The 16,633-nt window shown below is 62.6% G+C and carries 16 protein-coding genes and 1 pseudogene; 11 read left to right on the top strand and 6 right to left on the bottom strand.

Annotation, left to right across the window (positions count from 1 at the left end):
- Window positions 1-1,798: 1,798 nt before the first annotated feature.
- Window positions 1,799-2,230 (bottom strand): SDR family NAD(P)-dependent oxidoreductase, encoded by a 432-nt coding sequence (locus tag DC522_RS37575; RefSeq protein WP_371680749.1) that lies wholly within the window; start codon window positions 2,228-2,230, stop codon window positions 1,799-1,801.
- The gene (locus DC522_RS37570; protein WP_371680746.1) at window positions 2,230-2,649 is read right to left on the bottom strand and encodes an SDR family NAD(P)-dependent oxidoreductase; all 420 of its coding nucleotides are present in this window, start codon (window positions 2,647-2,649) and stop codon (window positions 2,230-2,232) included. The genes DC522_RS37575 and DC522_RS37570 overlap by 1 nt, the downstream gene beginning before the upstream one ends.
- Window positions 2,650-2,743: 94 nt before the next feature.
- Here DC522_RS37570 and DC522_RS28660 point away from each other — a divergent pair, with 94 nt between their 5' ends.
- Window positions 2,744-3,658: an AraC family transcriptional regulator gene (locus DC522_RS28660; protein ID WP_116531945.1), complete on the top strand. Its 915-nt coding sequence runs from the start codon at window positions 2,744-2,746 to the stop codon at window positions 3,656-3,658.
- A gap of 273 nt (window positions 3,659-3,931) precedes the next feature.
- Here the strand turns inward: DC522_RS28660 and DC522_RS28655 are convergent, their stop codons facing one another.
- Together DC522_RS28655 and DC522_RS28650 are read right to left on the bottom strand one after the other, a co-directional pair.
- A complete protein-coding gene (locus tag DC522_RS28655; RefSeq protein WP_116531943.1) occupies window positions 3,932-4,198 on the bottom strand; it encodes a hypothetical protein in 267 nt (88 codons plus the stop codon).
- Window positions 4,199-4,419: 221 nt separating this feature from the next.
- Complete coding sequence (locus DC522_RS28650) at window positions 4,420-5,097, bottom strand: hypothetical protein (RefSeq protein WP_116531942.1); 678 nt, start codon at window positions 5,095-5,097, stop codon at window positions 4,420-4,422.
- Between the two features lie 243 nt (window positions 5,098-5,340).
- On the opposite strand from DC522_RS28650, the gene DC522_RS28645 reads away from it, so the two are divergent.
- Window positions 5,341-5,859 carry a hypothetical protein gene (locus DC522_RS28645; RefSeq protein WP_116531941.1) on the top strand — a complete coding sequence of 173 codons (519 nt, stop codon included), beginning with the start codon at window positions 5,341-5,343 and terminating at the stop codon, window positions 5,857-5,859.
- A 50-nt stretch (window positions 5,860-5,909) separates the two neighbouring features.
- On the opposite strand, the gene DC522_RS28640 is transcribed toward DC522_RS28645, so the two are convergent.
- Window positions 5,910-6,509, bottom strand: coding sequence for a M15 family metallopeptidase (locus DC522_RS28640; protein ID WP_116531940.1), 600 nt, complete (start codon window positions 6,507-6,509; stop codon window positions 5,910-5,912).
- 403 nt (window positions 6,510-6,912) lie between these two features.
- On the opposite strand from DC522_RS28640, the gene ppk2 reads away from it, so the two are divergent.
- Window positions 6,913-7,683, top strand: coding sequence for a polyphosphate kinase 2 (gene ppk2, locus DC522_RS28635; protein ID WP_116531944.1), 771 nt, complete (start codon window positions 6,913-6,915; stop codon window positions 7,681-7,683).
- 205 nt (window positions 7,684-7,888) lie between these two features.
- Window positions 7,889-9,549: pseudogene (locus tag DC522_RS28630) on the top strand (SulP family inorganic anion transporter).
- Between the two features lie 409 nt (window positions 9,550-9,958).
- On the opposite strand, the gene DC522_RS28620 reads toward DC522_RS28630, so the two are convergent.
- Window positions 9,959-10,234 carry a hypothetical protein gene (locus tag DC522_RS28620; RefSeq protein ID WP_245444653.1) on the bottom strand — a complete coding sequence of 92 codons (276 nt, stop codon included), beginning with the start codon at window positions 10,232-10,234 and terminating at the stop codon, window positions 9,959-9,961.
- 835 nt (window positions 10,235-11,069) lie between these two features.
- On the opposite strand from DC522_RS28620, the gene DC522_RS28610 reads away from it, so the two are divergent.
- The 7 genes from DC522_RS28610 to DC522_RS28580 all read left to right on the top strand — a co-directional run bounded on the left by DC522_RS28610 (window position 11,070) and on the right by DC522_RS28580 (window position 16,329).
- Complete coding sequence (locus DC522_RS28610; protein WP_116531936.1) at window positions 11,070-11,651, top strand: phasin family protein; 582 nt, start codon at window positions 11,070-11,072, stop codon at window positions 11,649-11,651.
- Window positions 11,652-11,753: 102 nt separating this feature from the next.
- Entirely contained in the window at window positions 11,754-12,173 is a 420-nt protein-coding gene (locus tag DC522_RS28605; RefSeq protein WP_116531935.1) for a hypothetical protein, read from the top strand.
- 110 nt (window positions 12,174-12,283) lie between these two features.
- On the top strand, window positions 12,284-12,709 hold the full coding sequence (locus DC522_RS28600; protein WP_133239396.1) for a hypothetical protein: 426 nt from the start codon (window positions 12,284-12,286) through the stop codon (window positions 12,707-12,709).
- Between the two features lie 21 nt (window positions 12,710-12,730).
- Entirely contained in the window at window positions 12,731-13,189 is a 459-nt protein-coding gene (locus tag DC522_RS28595; RefSeq protein WP_116531933.1) for a MaoC family dehydratase, read from the top strand.
- 70 nt (window positions 13,190-13,259) lie between these two features.
- Entirely contained in the window at window positions 13,260-13,760 is a 501-nt protein-coding gene (locus tag DC522_RS28590; RefSeq protein ID WP_116531932.1) for a hypothetical protein, read from the top strand.
- A gap of 104 nt (window positions 13,761-13,864) precedes the next feature.
- Window positions 13,865-14,407: an N-acetyltransferase family protein gene (locus DC522_RS28585; RefSeq protein WP_371680740.1), complete on the top strand. Its 543-nt coding sequence runs from the start codon at window positions 13,865-13,867 to the stop codon at window positions 14,405-14,407.
- Between the two features lie 614 nt (window positions 14,408-15,021).
- Window positions 15,022-16,329: an MFS transporter gene (locus DC522_RS28580; protein ID WP_116531930.1), complete on the top strand. Its 1,308-nt coding sequence runs from the start codon at window positions 15,022-15,024 to the stop codon at window positions 16,327-16,329.
- The last annotated feature ends 304 nt before the right edge of the window (window positions 16,330-16,633 follow it).

Below are 16,633 nucleotides of genomic sequence, written 5' to 3'. Positions count from 1 at the left end.
TCTCGTTGAGCCTGAGGCGTGCCGCAACTATTTCACCGCCGCCGGATACGGATTCGTCTGAATGCCCGATGCTCTAGATCGGAGCCAGCGTGGACCAACGCTTTACGGCCGAGGGCGAGACCTCGAAGAGATCGAGGTCTCGCTTGCGTTCGACGGACAATTTGGCACTTGGCGACTGCTGGGAGATGCTGAGGTGACGCACCGCTCTAAGGAAAGGAACACGATAATCGCAGTCCTGAAAGCCTCCGAAACGCCCCTGCGCCCGAAGGAAATTGCTGAAAAGGGGCAGCTAAATTATGATTCCGTAAAACATCTGGTACGCCATCTGGTTAACGGTGGATATATCTCTAGGGCCGGATCTGGCGCATATACCCACCCTGATCACCCTGTTCACTGCATTCACTCAGAACTCACCACCGGGGAGAGTAGAGAGAGTGAAGAAAGTGAACGAGGTGAATGCAGTCCATAACCGCCCGCCGCGGACCAGCAGTAGTCACGTGACAGTGTGCTCGGCCGAGCACACTGTCACGTGACCGGTCCCCGACCCAGTGGACGACCAAGTGGCCACGCTCGTGATCAGAGGCCAGCGTGTTGAGGTACCTTGCTGGGAAAGGACGTCAATGTCTTCCTGGTCCCTAAGTTGTAGTTCATGCGGGGCTCTCGGCGGCCTTAGACCCATCCGGACCTACTCAGCAGTAGGGCGTGATAAAAGCGGCCCTATAGGGATGCGTTGTCACGATCGGCCCCACGACCTACCCGCGACCGAGATCGCAATCTGCAGATAGCCACGAGTAGGGCGGGACGGGCAGCGCCTCCAGCGATGCCTGTCGCGGCCGGGCCCTCAAAATCTCCTCGCCATCTACAGTCAATGGGAGAGGAAAGCGTACGGCCTGTCCCCTGCCAACTTCATAAAATCCCATAGGAAAATGTTTGCAGGAAGTCATGAAAGGGCCTTTAGACCGTATCCCAACCGCAAAAGCGGGCGCGAATTGCGCACAATAGGGGACAACCAGGGGACAGGGTTTGCGCCTACCTGTTGGATGTCCCCGGCTTTCGTGGAGCGTGCGCCGATGGGGCGACCCATCAAGGACTGGCAAAATGATAAAGTTTGATCACGAGCGCCTCAAGCGACGGGCCATCAAGGAACGCGAGATCTCGGACGATGCGGTGTGACGCCTGCCAGCAGCAGCTCGATCATGCCGCTCACGATCATCTGCCAACGTGGGCACAACGCAACCCTTCAAGCCGCCCCTGCAGCGCTAATAGGGCGGCGTTTCCGGTGCACGTCATGTGGAGAGGAACCGCTTCAGCCTTTTTCACCGAAGAAGGCCCGAATGCCGAACTTCGGCTAAGGTCCGCCTCGTGCCAACAGCAGTCCTTTCGTCGTTACATCGACCCAAGCAAGTACCGCTCCAGCATTTAGTGGCCCGTCGTAGGGCAGAGAGCATGGATCCATCGCAGTAACGTTCCAATCTGTCCGGTGTGATGGTCCCCTCGCCTAAAAGCCGTTTGGACAGATGATGCGGCGCATTGCGGAAGGCGCTCCGCCCATAGGCGAAGCTGTGTGGTGCCGTGTATTCAGTCAGCTCCTCACTGGCCGAGCGGCCATCGAAAATTGCAGCATCCGGCGAACTCCGGGCCAAGTCCTATAAGCCGGTCTGGCTGGGCACCCCCATACTCGCACCAAGATGCGCGGGGCTAGAACATTCTGGATGTTCCAAACGATTAGGGTGTTTGGCTGGTTCGTCTGCCACGCCTCTGAGTGTGACACGGCTAAGCATTGGCCAGACAACACGAATCATGTCCGGCTAGGGGGAGATCCCAATCGGTTCGGACCGAACATCTCGCGCATTCTCTGCTGATACTGCTCCTCTGATGTGCTCCACCGCAGATCTGCAAGAAGTCTCGTATCCGCCCCAGCGGGGTAGCGGATTCTGAACTGTTCGTCCATGGCGGCGGCATAGACGGCGTCTGCAACCTCTGCTTCGGTGCAAAAGGCGGTGGGATAATTGCCAAAGCGCGAGAAGCAGGCCTGAGCGAAATCGCAGTATTCATCCGGGATCAAGCCCTGCATCCGGGCACCGCCGTTGGCACTGAAGTTCGTTGTCGGCGCGTAACCAGGCTCGACCAAGCGTGCCTTGATGTTGAACCCATCCAGTTCATACGAGAGCGACTCGGTAAAGCCCTCAACGGCGCACTTACTGGCGGCGTAGACAGCAACCAGCGGCATCACGCCGAGACCGTGACGCTCGACGTTACGTTCACGATCACGCCATGGCCCTGCTTGCGCATCTGAGGGATGATGGCACGACAAGCTGCGATCACGCCGAACGTGTTGGTCTCGAAGACCTCCCGGATTGTGTGGTCTGGCGTTGCTTCAACAACGGATGCAAGGCCGATGCCGGCATTGTTCACCCAGACGTCGATTGCACCGAACTCGCCCACGGTTACGTCAATCGCGGTGGCGATGCTCTGCTCATTCGTGACATCGAGCGCCAGGACCCTCAGTCTTTCCCAGTCATCAGCAAACACACTTGGATCAGGCCGCCGCATCGTAGCGACCACGTTCCAGCCGCGAGCGAGAAAGAACTCGGCCGCTGCCTTGCCGTAGCCTGAAGATGTGCCGGTGATGAGAATTGTTTTTGGCATGTGGGGTCTCCATCGTTTCGATGGACACAACCTAGACATCAGGCATAGGACGATCCATAATAGGGCGTCCGTAAAAGATTATAGATCGTCCAAAGTGGATCCCCTCAGCGACATCATTGCCCTGCTCCGCCCAAGCACTGCAGTCTCAAAGCCCATCACAGGCCGTGGGCGCTGGGGTGTTCGCTATGCAGCTCACCATGCCCCCGGCTTTACCCTCATCCTGCAGGGGGATTGCTGGGTTGCTTTTGAGGGTAAGGAGCCTGTGAAGATCCAAGAGGGCGACTTCCTGCTGGTGCCTTCCACCCCCGCCTTCTCAATGTACAGCCACCCGGGAGTTGAGTGCGAGCCGCGGGAGCCGGCGAGCGCTGCTGTTCGACATGGGGACCAGGAAGGTGCACCTGACTTCGTCTCCCTCGGCGGAACATTCCAGATAGAGCAGGTCAATGCGCCTCTCATGCTCGACCTCCTGCCAGACGTCATCCACATCCGTGCCTCCGAGGGGCGCACAGGCAAGCTCGGTCGCGTCATCAAACTGATTGCAGATGAGTGCGCATTCGAAGACCCAGGCAAGGAGATGGTTTTGCAGCGGCTCCTGGAGGTCTTGCTTGTGGAAGCGCTCCGCTGGCGCAGCATTGATCCAAATGCCCTACCCTCAGGTCTGCTCAATGGCATGCATGATCCAGCTCTTGCGCGCGTTCTGCGCGCCGTACACGCCGACGTCCGAGCGGGGTGGACGGTCCTTGAACTGGCCAAGATGGCAGGTATGTCCCGCTCGGCGTTCGCAGCTCGGTTTGGAGATACTCTGGGGTGCGGGCCAATTGAATATGTGGCTCGGTGGCGAATGGCGCTAGCCAAAGACGCGCTCACACGAGGTGTGAAGACACTTGACCGTATCGCGGATGAGATTGGGTATGAATCCGCCAGCGCGTTCAGCACAGCGTTTCGCAAGCGGCTCGGTTGCCCGCCCGGGCGGTTCGCGCGCTTGAAGGGCTCAGACCGTTCTCGGTAACGCTCGAGGTGGATAGGTCACGCACACCTTGGGGTATTGGCGTTGGGTGAACTGCGAGGATTGTGCTGTACCAAAACCACATGGCTCGGATCATTTAGAGTCAGCTTCGGGTCAAACTGATACGTTTCGATCGCGCGACAAACGTCAGCTCTTACGCGGCAAAGCAGACCAAGTTCTTTGGTCCGGAACGTGCCATGACCAAGACCTTCCTGTTTCACAGATTCAATTTCGCGGAAGGCCCGGCGAGCCAGGGCCAATTTTCCACTCAATATGCTAGCAGCGACGGAGCCGCGGCTGACCGGAGGCATCCATCATCATACGGCCGTTCTGGTCGTACATGTAGCAGTACCCGGGGGCAGCCTGGGCGGTCCGGGCGCCTGCGGACGCACCCACGGCCGCGCCACCGACGCCACCGACCACCGCACCAACGGGACCACCGACAAGCGCTCCCATCGTGGCCCTGGCCGCGGTTCCAGTCGTCGTCGGTGAACAGGCTGAAATGACTACACACGCACACAGAGCGAAAGCAAGCTTGTACATCTTCCGCTCCTCGTCTGGGATGCTGGTGTCCGACCTCCCCGCGAGTTGTGATCGGCCGCGAAGGGTCTCTTGCCAACGTGGCAGTGCCCGGTAGGGTTGCCGCAGAGGCGGGCCTCCGGTGGAAGTACTCTTCAGCCTTCGGTTGCTTGGGGCGCTCCTTCGCACATCGTCCGGAGAAGTGGCCCCGGCCTGCCGCGTCCGATGATGCCCAGAATCTGACTCTATTGCCGACCGGGGCTGTGGTCCCGCCCGCTTAGGTTCTCGATCAGGATGTGCACGCTAATCAGCAGCACCCATATGGGCAGAACCATGATGCTCCAGCTGAAATAAAAGCTGCCGAGAAGAACCAGCGCTGCCAGCGCATAGCCGAGCCCTGCGATCCACCGGGGGGCGATCCCGGTGTAGATCACGACCGTGGATGTCGAAATCATGAAAACGCCAGCCATCTTGATCGCATAGACGTTGAACAGGATGTAGGCGGCTGCGCGTCCGAAGCGGAAAGTCGGGGCGGTAGTCGTCCCGGTCATCTCGATTGACGGTGCGATGAGCAGCAATGCGCCAACAATGGTTGCTGCCACGAAAAGGGTCGCCAGGAACAACAGGCCGCTCCCCAGAAACACTGTCGCGAAAAAGCGATCCTCCTTCGGACCGAGACGGTCGCGCAGCACGCCGATGAACCACAGGAAGGCGATGCCCGCAAAGGGAATGAGGTTCAGGGCCAATGCCACGGACCGCGAGCCGTCGGCCAGCCAAGTTCCTGGCTCCAACGGATCGGCCGGCACCGCGCTCCGAAAAACCCAAAAGATGATGACCAGCAGGATGGAAAAGGCGATGCCGGCAACGGCGGCCGCTCGTGGCGTCGTCAGCTGCGAGTACATGGGGGTTTCTTCCTGAGGCATCGCCGACCTCTCCGCTTGAGCCCAGCCCCATGCGCCTGATGGTACCGTCAGCGTACCCCGGCGGTGAAGGGGCATCGCTGCATTTGCCGCGCGGGCACAATCGGCAGCAGGTTTGCCTGGACCAGCGCCCCTACCCCCTATGGCTTAACCGGTTCAGGGGGCGTTCTCACGATGACTGCCGTCGGGCATAATCGGGGTCAGCCCAGCCGGATCAACCGGGCTGATACGCAAACGGATGGATCAATGAATTGCCGTTCCCGCCGGTTGCCTTGGGGCGTGATCCCGCTGCTCAGCCTCATGGGTAATGCGGGCGCAGCGCCTGCGGTCCTTGACGGCTACGCTGGCACCTTCTCGGGGTCTGGAACCATCTTGGAAGGCCCTGATGCAACGTCCCATCACGTCAGCTGCCGCTTCACCATCCTGCAGCAGGGAGCAACGGGTCTGTCCCTTCAAGGGACGTGCTGGGCCTATCTGATCATCTCACGATCAATCAGCGCCGATCTGGCTTGGAATTCCCGGTCTGGTCAGGTCACCGGCACCTATACGGGTTCACGGGTTGGGACGGCTCGCCTCAGCGGCCGACAGACGGGTACGGACTTTGACCTGACGATTGAATGGCCCAAACCCCTCTACGGTGACACGACAGCCCAAATGATGGTTGCAAACCTTGGTCCCGACCGCTTTCGAATAATAGTCACTGACCGCATTGGAGCGAACGGTCCTGTTCGAGCCACAACGGACCTGACCTTGCTTCGGCGCTGAATGAACGGCGAGAAGGCCGACATCTGGCAGCCGTAAGGCACCCATTCTGGTTATGGCGGCGCGAGCTCAAAATGCGAGCGGTCCATGTCTTTGAATCCGCGGAACCGGCCGCCCCAGCGGATCGGCACGCCCAGATCCGCGGCGGCCTTCCTCAGCGCGGCGGCAATCCTGTTCTGGGCCTGTCGATCAAAGAAAACCCGGCCTGCTGGGTCGAGCGGCCATAGGTCCACCGCGTTTCCCCGCCGGTGTGGGCTGTCCTGCGTCCTGGACCAGCCCCAGGCCATCGCCATTCGTTGGAACCGGCCGTTGCGCCGTCCCGAGCCGATCACGAAGCGCAGGTCGGGATTGTCGGCCCGGACCTTTCGCACCACCCTGGCGAGCACCGGGTTGAGGACCCTGAGGTTGGCCTCATGATTGCCCATCGGGTCGGGGTTCCAGGCGCGGAACATCGCAAGCTGATCGCGCCCGAATTCATCCGTGGCGGGGACCCGCGCGTAGACACCTCCCGGCCCGTGGCGCGGATTGCCGGAGACATCCAAGGATGCTGGTGATCCACCGCCAGGTTCGGCCTGAGCGCCGGCCTCCAGGCCGCATCCGAGGAGCGCGATGCCGAGCGCCCAAAGGCGAAGGGAGAGTACGATTCGAGCCATGCGGCCCGAACCGTCGCAACTCAATGGCGCCAAAGGAAGGCGGGACCATTCGGCTTCGACGGCATGGCAGAATGTGATGGAGCACGGATGCCCGCCGGAATGGACTGGCCGGGCGCACCCCGCCCGCACCCGTTCCCAGAGACCGAAGAGCGCGAGCTGTCCCAAAATGCCAAGCCACCGTCACGTCCGGTCAAGCGATGATGAGGTATTTCTGTATGCTGGCTATCGATCGGTACCCGCAGCGAACTGGGGATGACACACCCTTCGTTCCCGTGCTTCCGAACCTGCGGGCCCACGTATCCGTCATTCCAGGGACACGGCGCATGATATGAAGCGTCAAGGGCTTCTGAAGAACGAGAGAGCGGACATCGACGCGGCGGTTGACTCCGGTATTCGAGGGAGGATGAAGCGGAAGGAGTTCGAGAGCGAGCTGAGAAAGCTCCAAGTCGAACTCGTCCGCCTGCAAACCTGGGTGAAGGCGACGGGGGCCAGGATCATCGTGGTGTTCGAGGGCCGCGACACGGCTGGCAAGGGCGGGGTGATTAGCCGGATCACCCAGCGGGTCAGCCCCCGGGTTTTCCGCCATGTCGCCCTGCCGGCACCGACCGAGCGGGAGAAGAGCCAGCTCTACATCCAGCGCTACATCGCCCACTTCCCCGCCGCCGGCGAGATCGTGCTGTTCGATCGTTCCTGGTACAACCGGGCCGGGGTCGAGCGCGTGATGGGCTTCTGCACCGACGACGAGTACGAGCGGTTCATGCGACTCGTGCCGTCGTTCGAGAAGGAGATCGTCGACAACGGCATCATCCTGCTCAAGTACTTTCTCGATGTCAGCCAGGACGAGCAGCGGCGGCGCTTCGCCGACCGGATCGATGATCCGGTCAAGCATTGGAAACTCAGCCCGATGGACACCGAGTCCGTGCGCCGCTGGTGGGATTACACAGTCGCCTATCAGGACATGCTGCGGGCCACGGATACCCCTGCCAATCCATGGTTCATCGTGCCATCAGACGACAAGCGCCGCGCACGCCTAAACCTGATCGCGCATATGCTCAGCGAAATCCCGTACAAGAAGGTCAAGGTCGAGTTGCCGAAGGTGCCGAAGGCCGAGCCGAGGCCGAAGGGAACCGAGGACGGGCTGCCGGCATCACACATCGTGCCGGCACGGTACTGAGCGCCATGACGGCGCAACCGGGAGCGCGGTCATGGCCGGCACGCACCCAGCGAATCCACTTCCCCCCGGCCGGGTGGAAGCCGCGACAGTACCGCCTGCGGATGGGGGCAATGCGACAGGTGGACATGAGGCTCGAAGCCCAGGCAATCAGGATAGGACGTCGGCCGCCCGCGTGATCAGTCATGAGGTCGAATGGTTGCGCTGGATGCCCGGGCTCAGCACCCTTCTCCGGTATGAGACCGCATGGCTGGGACACGACATCGTGGCCGGTCTGGTGCTGGCGACGATGCTCGTCCCCGTCGGGATCGCCTATGCCGTGGCATCCGGCCTGCCGGGCATCTGCGGCCTCTACGCCACGATCGTCCCGCTATTGATCTACGCGGTATTCGGACCGAGCCGCATCCTCGTCCTCGGCCCGGACTCCGCCCTTGCGGCTGTCATCCTCGGCGTCGTGCTCCCGTTGTCCAGCGGAGATCCGCAACGTGCCGTCGCCCTGGGTGGCATGATGGCCCTCGTGTCGGGGATGGTATTGATCCTGGCCGGGCTGGCACGCCTGGGCTTCGTGACCAAGCTCCTGTCCAAGCCGATCCGCTACGGCTACATGAACGGCATCGCCTTGACCGTCCTGATCAGTCAGCTCCCCAAGCTTTTCGGCTTCTCGATCGACAGCACGGGACCGTTGCGGGACTTGTGGGCAATCGGCGGGGCTATCCTGGCCGGCAGGACGAATTGGGTGGCCCTTGCGATTGGCTTGGGAACACTGGCGACCATTCTGCTGCTGCGGGGAAGCAGGCGCGTGCCCGGCATCCTGGTCGCCGTCGTCGGTGCCGCCGTCCTTGTCGGCATGTTCGACCTCGCGCAGCGCCACAACGTCTCGATCCTCGGCTCCCTTCCCCAGGGCCTACCCCGTTTCGCGATCCCCTGGATCGGAATCGACGATATCGTTCCCGTGCTGATCGGGGGCTGCGCTGTTGCTATGGTGTCCTTCGCCGACACCAGCGTGCTCTCCCGGCCTACGCCGCACGGACCCGCACCACAGTCGATCCCAACCAGGAGATGGCTGGGCTCGGAGCCGCCAACTTGGCCGCAGGCCTTTTCCAGGGCTTCCCGATCAGCAGCAGCAGCTCGCGCACGCCCGTGGCCGAGGCCGCAGGAGCCCGCACGCAACTGACCGGAATCGTCGGCGCGCTCGCTATCGCCCTGCTGCTGCTTGTGGCCCCCGATCTCCTGCGGAACCTGCCGACCTCCGCCTTGGCCGCCGTCGTCATCGCGTCGGCCATTGGGCTGTTCGAAGTGGCCGACCTCAAGCGGATCTATCAGATTCAGCGCTGGGAGTTCTGGCTTTCGGTCGCCTGCTTCGTCGGGGTTGCGGTGTTCGGCGCCATCCCGGGGATCGGCTTGGCGATCGTGATCGCCATCATTGAGTTCCTGTGGGACGGGTGGCGTCCGTACTCCGCGGTCCTTGGACGTCCGGCCGGCATCGAGGGTTACCATGACGTCACGCGCTACCCGGAGGCCCATCGGATTCCCGGCTTGGTCCTGTTTCGCTGGGATGCGCCCCTGTTCTTTGCCAACGCGGAGCTGTTCTGCGAGCGCGTTCTCGCTGCCGTGGCAGAATCGCCGACGCCGGTGCGGTGCGTGGTTGTCGCAGCCGCTCCGGTCACGAGCGTCGACGTGACCGCGGCCGATGCCCTGATGGAGCTTGACGATACTCTGCTGGCGCAGGGCATCGAGCTCCGGTTTGCCGAACTGAAGGATCCCGTCAAGGACAAGCTGAGGAGGTTCGGGTTGTTCGATCGGTTCGGCGAGACGCGGTTCTTCCCCACGATCGACGCGGCCGTATCGCGATACCAAGGAACGACATGAAGGGACGTGACCATGCCTGTCGAGATCGAGAGCAAGTTCCTGGTGACGCACGATGAATGGCGCACGCCGGAACCCGGCTAGCGATATCACCAGGGGTACCTCTGCAAGGGTGAGATCACCGCCCGGGTTCAACGCCACCTTCGGCAACCTCCCGGAGCTGATCATCGCCATAGCCGCCCTCCGCGCCGGCATGGCCAGGGTGGCACAGAAGAAGACCACGCCGGCCGGAAGGGTGCCAGTGTGGTCGAGACCGACGGCAATTGGCGCGAGGATCAGGAGCCACAGGAGCGAGGGCCTGAGCAAGGATGCCTTGAGCGGTGATGCTCCGGCCACCGGGTGTGCGGCGGGATAGGGCTTGTCGGTCATGACCTCACCCCTTGCCTTTCCGTTCGGGCTTGGCCGTTTCCCTTCATCGCCCGTTGTCGATCTCGATGGAGCAGCAAACCCCTCCGATCGGGCATTGGGTGGCGTCGGCCGTCTCCACCCAGGCCGGATGTGCCGTTTCCTGGAAAGCGCAGAAGCTCGCGTCCCGCACATAGCGGTCGTAGGTCGTTGGCTCGGTGCGCAGCACGGCTGCGCCCTGCGACACCACGATTCCCCTTGCCTGCGCACAGGTCATGGCAAGGGTTGTTGGTCCCGGTTGCGCGATGGCACTTGTAGCAAAACCTGCGACGGCGATGGACACCAGGATGGGGTCTCATGGCTCCCTGCCCTTTCGATTCAAACTAGCCCATCCGCACCCCCGTGCCTGATCGACAGAGACAATCCCTTGACAGTTTGGGCCGCCGGTCGGGCCGTGAACGGGAGAGCCGCGATGACGAGCTGCATGCCGCAGCCTGACTGCCGCACATGTCTGCCATCAAGGCATCACGCTCAGGCTCTCGGGGGCCTTTACCGACCCAAGCGGACCGGGATCACCCTCCAGGGCAAGCCAGCGTGCCACCGCATGGGCGTCCTCATCTCGAAGCGGCCCAAGTTCCTGTCCTGAACGATCAAGCAGGGCCAAACCAGTCATCTTCTGTTCTGCAAAGGTTTTCTCTCCACCATTGCCCGGCCCTTGCACGCTCGGCCTCTTCCGAAAGGCTGCGGCTCGAGCGTCCTTGCTGTTCGACATGGGAGCGAGTTCGGGACAAGGTTGGCCAGCCGTGATTGCGGCACCTCAGGGAGAAGGGGCCGGCGCTGCCATGGGGCTGCGCCTCCTGGATGCTGCCTGTTTCACCGGGGGCAAATCATCGTCGCCATCGGTTACGGCAAGTTTGCGCCGAAGACGGCGCCGGCGGCATCTTCGCCGCTAGTGTGGGGTCGCTGACCCAAACTGCCAAGATATTGTCCTTTTCTGTCAAGCGGGCGGTCCTGGCCAGCCTACAGTGGTTGCATGGGGGGTTCATGGTCTCCCGTGGCAAGGCGGGTGCCGTGCGCCCAAGGCCACAGGCTTACCCGTTTCTCAAGCGGGAACCGGGCTGGGGCGTGGGTTGGCAACGGACCTCCAGGACCGCAGTCGCTAGGGAGTGGAGGATGAAATGACGATGAACGATGAGACGCAGCGGACCCGCCAGCACGGCGATACCGCAAGGCTGATGACGGAGGACCTGGCCGACACGCTGCGGGCTGGCCTTGAGGGTTTGGAGACCATGGCCCGTACCTTGCAGGAGGTGGCGGAGAGGAGTGTAGGCGCTGTCTCCGAGCTGGCCTGTCGAGCGTCGGGCCAATCCATGCAGGGCTTCGGCTTGGCTGACGGGGAGCTCTATGGACTGACCGCGGAGACTTCACAGAATCTCCGGGCCGTGGCGAAAACCAGTACGGCCCTCGCCCATGCGGTCGAGGAGGTCTCCCGCGAATGGATCCGCCTGAGCGAGCGGCGTCTGCGGCAAAACCTCGATGGCCTCCAAGCCCTCGCCCGCTGCCGGTCGACGACTGAGTTTCTCGCCGTTCAGAGTTCATTTGTTCTCGACAACTTGGAGTGGAGCGTCGAGGCCAGCCGACGCTTCGCCGAGATTGCGATCCGGATGGCCGACGAGGCCACGAAGACAATCACGGTTCAGGCGGAGAAGACCACCGTTCAGGTGGAGGAAACAGCGCAGCGGACCAGCCGCGTGGCGTGAGAGCCTAGGGCCGGGATTGAGTTCCGGCGCTTCAGGCTAAGCCATGGCGGGTGGTCCCACCTGCGACGGTCACGGGCGAGCGTTTGTCGGGAGGAGGCCACGATGGGAGTTGCGGGATTCGCCAGTACCGCCGGGCTTGGCCTTGCCGCATTCGCTGCGGGTTCGGGCGCAGTGGCGCAGGGAGGCCTTGCGGCCTATCAGGGCGCCTGGCTATCCGGGAGCGCGGAATGCGCGGAGGTTTACGCGTCCGCCGGGAAAGAAACCTCGTTCAAGAGGCCGGTCGACATCTTCGCGCCTGCCTTCATCGTCTCCGGCAGCCGCCTGAGGACGCCCCAGGCGTCGTGCCGCATCAAATCGGTCCGGCCGAACGGCGACCGTCAGCTCCTGGTCCTCGACTGCGCCAACGCCGTGGCTGGCAATGAGGTACGGATTCTCATGGCGCCACAACCGGACGGCTCACTCAAGCGCTACTTCAATGCCCAGGACACGATCGGCACCGCGTACAAGCAGTGCTCGCGATGAGGTTCCTGGTCATAGCGGCCCTTGCAGGCCTTCCCCAGTTACCGTCGAGAAAGGCGAGCTCAGACGAGCCATCAGTCAAATACCAGCAAGGGAGTGCGATGGTGACTTCTTTGAGAGCATCAACAAAGCGGCAGGTTCTTTCCGTGGTGGCAGTGAACTTACTCGGCCTGTCCCTTGCGGCCCATTCGGCTCTGGCGGACAACCTAACTCCCGCAGCAGCGCAGGAGATCGGAGCAAGGTCAATGGAGATCTCATCCGAACGGTCCGGATCCGCCAAGGCACCGGCACGAAAGCCGACGAGGAAGCAGCCCGACCGGTCTGGCAACTTCGTTTACGGGATCATCAACCAGATCCGGGCCCAGAGCGAGGAGCTCTGCGCCCGCTATGGCAGCCCGGGCGATTGCCTGGAGGAGGCCGAGGTCTGCCTGACCATGCGCGACTTCGAGGACAATCGGGTCAGGCTGTGCCTCAACACCGTTGCCGGAGAAGGCGGAGGCGACGGGGGCACGGTGCAGAAATCACGCCTGAGACGGTAGCCTCGATGATCATGGTACACAATGCGGACCTTCAGGGACTTCGACGAGATCAAAGCGGCGGTTGGAGTGGAGGTCGGGGTGAGTGACTGGATCGACGTCACCCAAAAGCGCATTGACCAGTTCGCCCAGGCCACCGGCGATGACCAGTGGATCCATGTCGATGTCGCGCGGGCCGAACGCGAGCTGCCCGGCGGCACCACGATTGCCCACGGCCTGCTCACCCTAAGCTTCGCACCGGTGTTTATTCGCTCCGTCATGCGCTTGGAAGGGGTGAGGAACACACTCAACTACGGAGCGAACCGCATCCGCTATCTGGCTCCGGTGCCGGCGGGCTCGCGGCTGCGCGGGCGCGTCACCATCGCGGCCGCCGAGGACGCGCAGCGCAGCGGCCTGCGGGTCACCTACGGTGTTATAATTGAGATTGAAAACCACGAGCGTCCGGCCTGCATGGCCGAGCTCATTGCCGTGCATTATCGATGAATGCAGCTGCACGGCCAAGAGGAGCTTCGAAGAGACAGAGAGGGTGGGCACGAAACTTTTGGAGGTTGTCATGAGGAAACTCGCAACTGTCGCCGCTGCCGCTTTGATCCTGGCCGGCAGTGCCGGAACGGCGGACGCCCAGTACTGGCGTGAATACCGCGGCTATCATCACCATCATCACGGCGGGGGCGGCGCTGTCGCGGCTGGATTGGTCGGGGGAGCGATCCTCGGGAGCCTGATCACCGCAGCCGCCACTGCTCCTGCCTACGGGTACGGGTATCCAGCCTACGGTTATGGATATCCTGCCTATGGCTATTATGGCCCATGGCCGGGCTACGCATACCCGCGCGTCGCCTACTACTATCCGCGGCCGGCCTACTACGCTCCGCGCTACTATTATCCACGCTCGGTCTATTATGGTCCGCGTTACTATCCGCGGCGCGTCTATTACGGGCCTCGCTATTATGGCGCGTACCGGGGCTACTACAGGCCTCGTTATTATGGCGCCTATCGGGGCTACTATGGCCCGCGCTACTACGGCCGCCGCGTGGCCTACCGCCGGTACTATTGAGGTCCTTCGCGCAGGAGCCGCCGGGACTTTCATGGGATGGCGCACAGCGCCGTCTTCGACCCAGCCTGAAGTCTTTGAGCACGATGATGCAGGCGAGAGACTACTTGGCAACCGAGGTCCTGCGTGACGGACGCACGGCCGTTATCCGCGCCCTCAAGCCTCAGGATCGTGACGGCCTACTCGCCGCCGTCGGCCGGACCAGTGACCAATCCCTCTACCGGCGCTTCTTCACCTTCAAGCGCAGGTTCACGGACCGGGAGGTCGACTTCTACGTCAATGCCGACTTCGTGAGCCACGTCGCCTTGGTCGCTGTGCTGGAGGAAGACGGGCGACCGGTGATTGTTGGCGGGGCGCGCTACATCGTGGTGCAGCCAGGCCAAGCCGAGATCGCCTTCGCCGTGGACGATGTCCACCAGGGCCAAGGTATCGGCACGGCCCTGATGCGCCATCTCGTGGCCTTGGCCCGTCAAGCGGGGCTCAGGGAGCTGACCGCCGACATCCTGCCGGACAACGCCGCGATGCTGAAGGTGTTCGAGATCAGCGGGCTCGGGATCACGACCCGGCGGGAGCCGGATGTCACCCATATCGTGCTCCAGCTCCCGTCAGTTAGCCTCCTTCATGGGGAGGGCCTGGGCACCGCCGGGTGACAAGCCCGCTGACCAGCCTTGAACCAAGCTAGGGGACGGCGTCCAGCCAACGCTGGTGCCTTGTCCGGATCGGATTTGGCCAGCGGGATGTTGGCGACTGGCATTCTTGCGAGCCTTGGGTTCCCCTGCCTTTGAGGTCACGCTAGAGCATCGGACGAGAAAAGTGGAATCCACTCTTGGGATTCGATCCGATGCTCATTCCCAGAGCAGCGCATCATTGGACGCGACCCGAAGGGCCGCGCTAGCGAATAACCGGGGCCACTTTTCCGCACGATGCGCTAGAGCATCGTGCGGAAAAGTGGATCCGGTTTGCCGCTCTCAACGATGCTCTCATTGAAGGAGAAAGCATCGGATCGGTCCCAAAAGTGCAAATCCACTTTTGGGTCCGATGCTGTAGCTCGGTCGGCGTGCCATGCTTGACCTATCGGGATCTATCGGGACGACCTCTTGCCGGTTTGAGACATCGAAAAGGCCCAATTCCGGCACATCCTCGCTGTGGATCGGGCCTGACGTGACGGCGGCGCTTGGCAGTCGGGAGCGACAGGAGATCATCGGCACAAGACGTTTGCGTTGCTGCCGCACAGTTCCATCCTCCAGATAAGGAGGGCGAGGCGATGGCGGAGGCGCGCCCGCAGACCGCATCCACGGCCCAAGCGCCGGATCCGGCTTATGCCTGGATCGTGGCGGGCCTGCTGTTTCTGTTCATGCTCATCAACTTTGCCGACCGGGCGGTGCTCGGCCTCGCAGCTGTTCCGATCATGCAGGACCTTGGACTGACTCATAGCCAATTCGGCCTGATCGCGACGAGCTTCTTCACCCTCTTCTCAGTGGGAGGCGTGATCGGCGGCTTCCTGGTGAACCGCGTCGCCAGCACGTGGGTGCTGGCGGCCCTCGCGTTGATTTGGTCCCTGTGCCAGTTGCCCATGATGCTGTCGGTCTCGGTGGCCGCCCTGGTTGTGAACCGGGTCGCCCTCGGCTTCGGCGAGGGGCCGGCCTACCCGGTCGCGCTGCATGCCGCCTACAAATGGTTTCCGAACGAGCGCCGTGCCGTCCCGACGAGCCTCATCGCCATCGGAGCCTTGGCCGGCAACGGCATCGCGGCGCCCGTGATCCTCGCCATCGTCACCGCATGGTCCTGGCACGCCGCATTTGGGCTTCTCGGTGCGGTTGGCCTCGTCTGGTGCATCGCATGGCTGGCGGTTGCTCGCGAGGGGCCCCTCACCCCGGAGGCAATGAGCTCCGGCGAGCCCACGGCGCGGGTGTCGTACCGCCGGCTGTTCAGGTGTCGAACGGTCATCGGTGTTCAGGTTGTCGGCTTCTGTGCCTATTGGCTGCTGACGCTGGCGGTCGTCTGGCTGCCAGCGTTCCTGACCCAGGCCTTCGGCTACACGCTGATCCAGGCCGGTTGGATCATGATGCTGGTGTCCCTCGGTCAGATCGTGCTCCTGCCCGGCCTATCGACCCTGTCCGACGGTCTGAAGCAGCGCGGCGTTCCGGGCAGGATGGCATGCGGATCGCTTGCGTGCGCCAGCACACTCGCCGCGGGTCTGATCATCATTCTGTTAGCGCGATCCGAGGGGGCGCTGCCGATCATCGTGTGCACCGTGATCGCGTTCTCCCTCTGCAACGTGATGTTTGTGCTTGGACCTGTCCTGATCGCCGAGGTCACTCCGGTCGAGCGGCGCGGGGCGGTCCTCGGCGTCACCAACGCGATCACGACGCTGGCCGGCCCTCTCGCCCCGGTGATCACGGGAGTGGTGGTTGACGTCGGCACCCACCCGGCGGACGGAGCCCGCACAGCCCTCCTGATTGCGGGAGGCCTGACCATTCTGGGGGCGCTTGCGGGGTTTGTCCTGATTGACCCAGAGGCGGATCGGGCCCGCAATCCGCCGGATTCCCGGGGTGAAATTCAACCGGCGTAACCGCTCGCCTGACCCCCGCGTTCCAGATGGGTTGGAACCGCCTCCTTCATCAAGAGGGCGTTAATCGGTTGATGATGCCGGCGCGGTGTCTAGCGCATCGTGCGGACCCGAAGGGCCGCGTTGGCGAAAAGTGGATCCGGTTTTCAGCGTCCAACGATGCGCTCATGCGAGAGAGGGAGCATCGGATCGAATCCCAAAAGTGGATTCCACTTTTCTCGTCCGATGCTCTAGAGCATCGGGCATTCAGACGAATCCGTATCCGGCGGCGGTGAAATAGTTGCGGCACGCCTCAGGCTCAACGAGA

Origin of the sequence: Microvirga sp. KLBC 81 (assembly GCF_003075415.1) — a bacterium.
In the GTDB taxonomy this organism is placed as follows: Bacteria; Pseudomonadota; Alphaproteobacteria; order Rhizobiales; family Beijerinckiaceae; genus Microvirga.
Note: the sequence above shows the minus strand (reverse complement) of the source record. Positions and strands in the feature narration are given on the sequence as shown.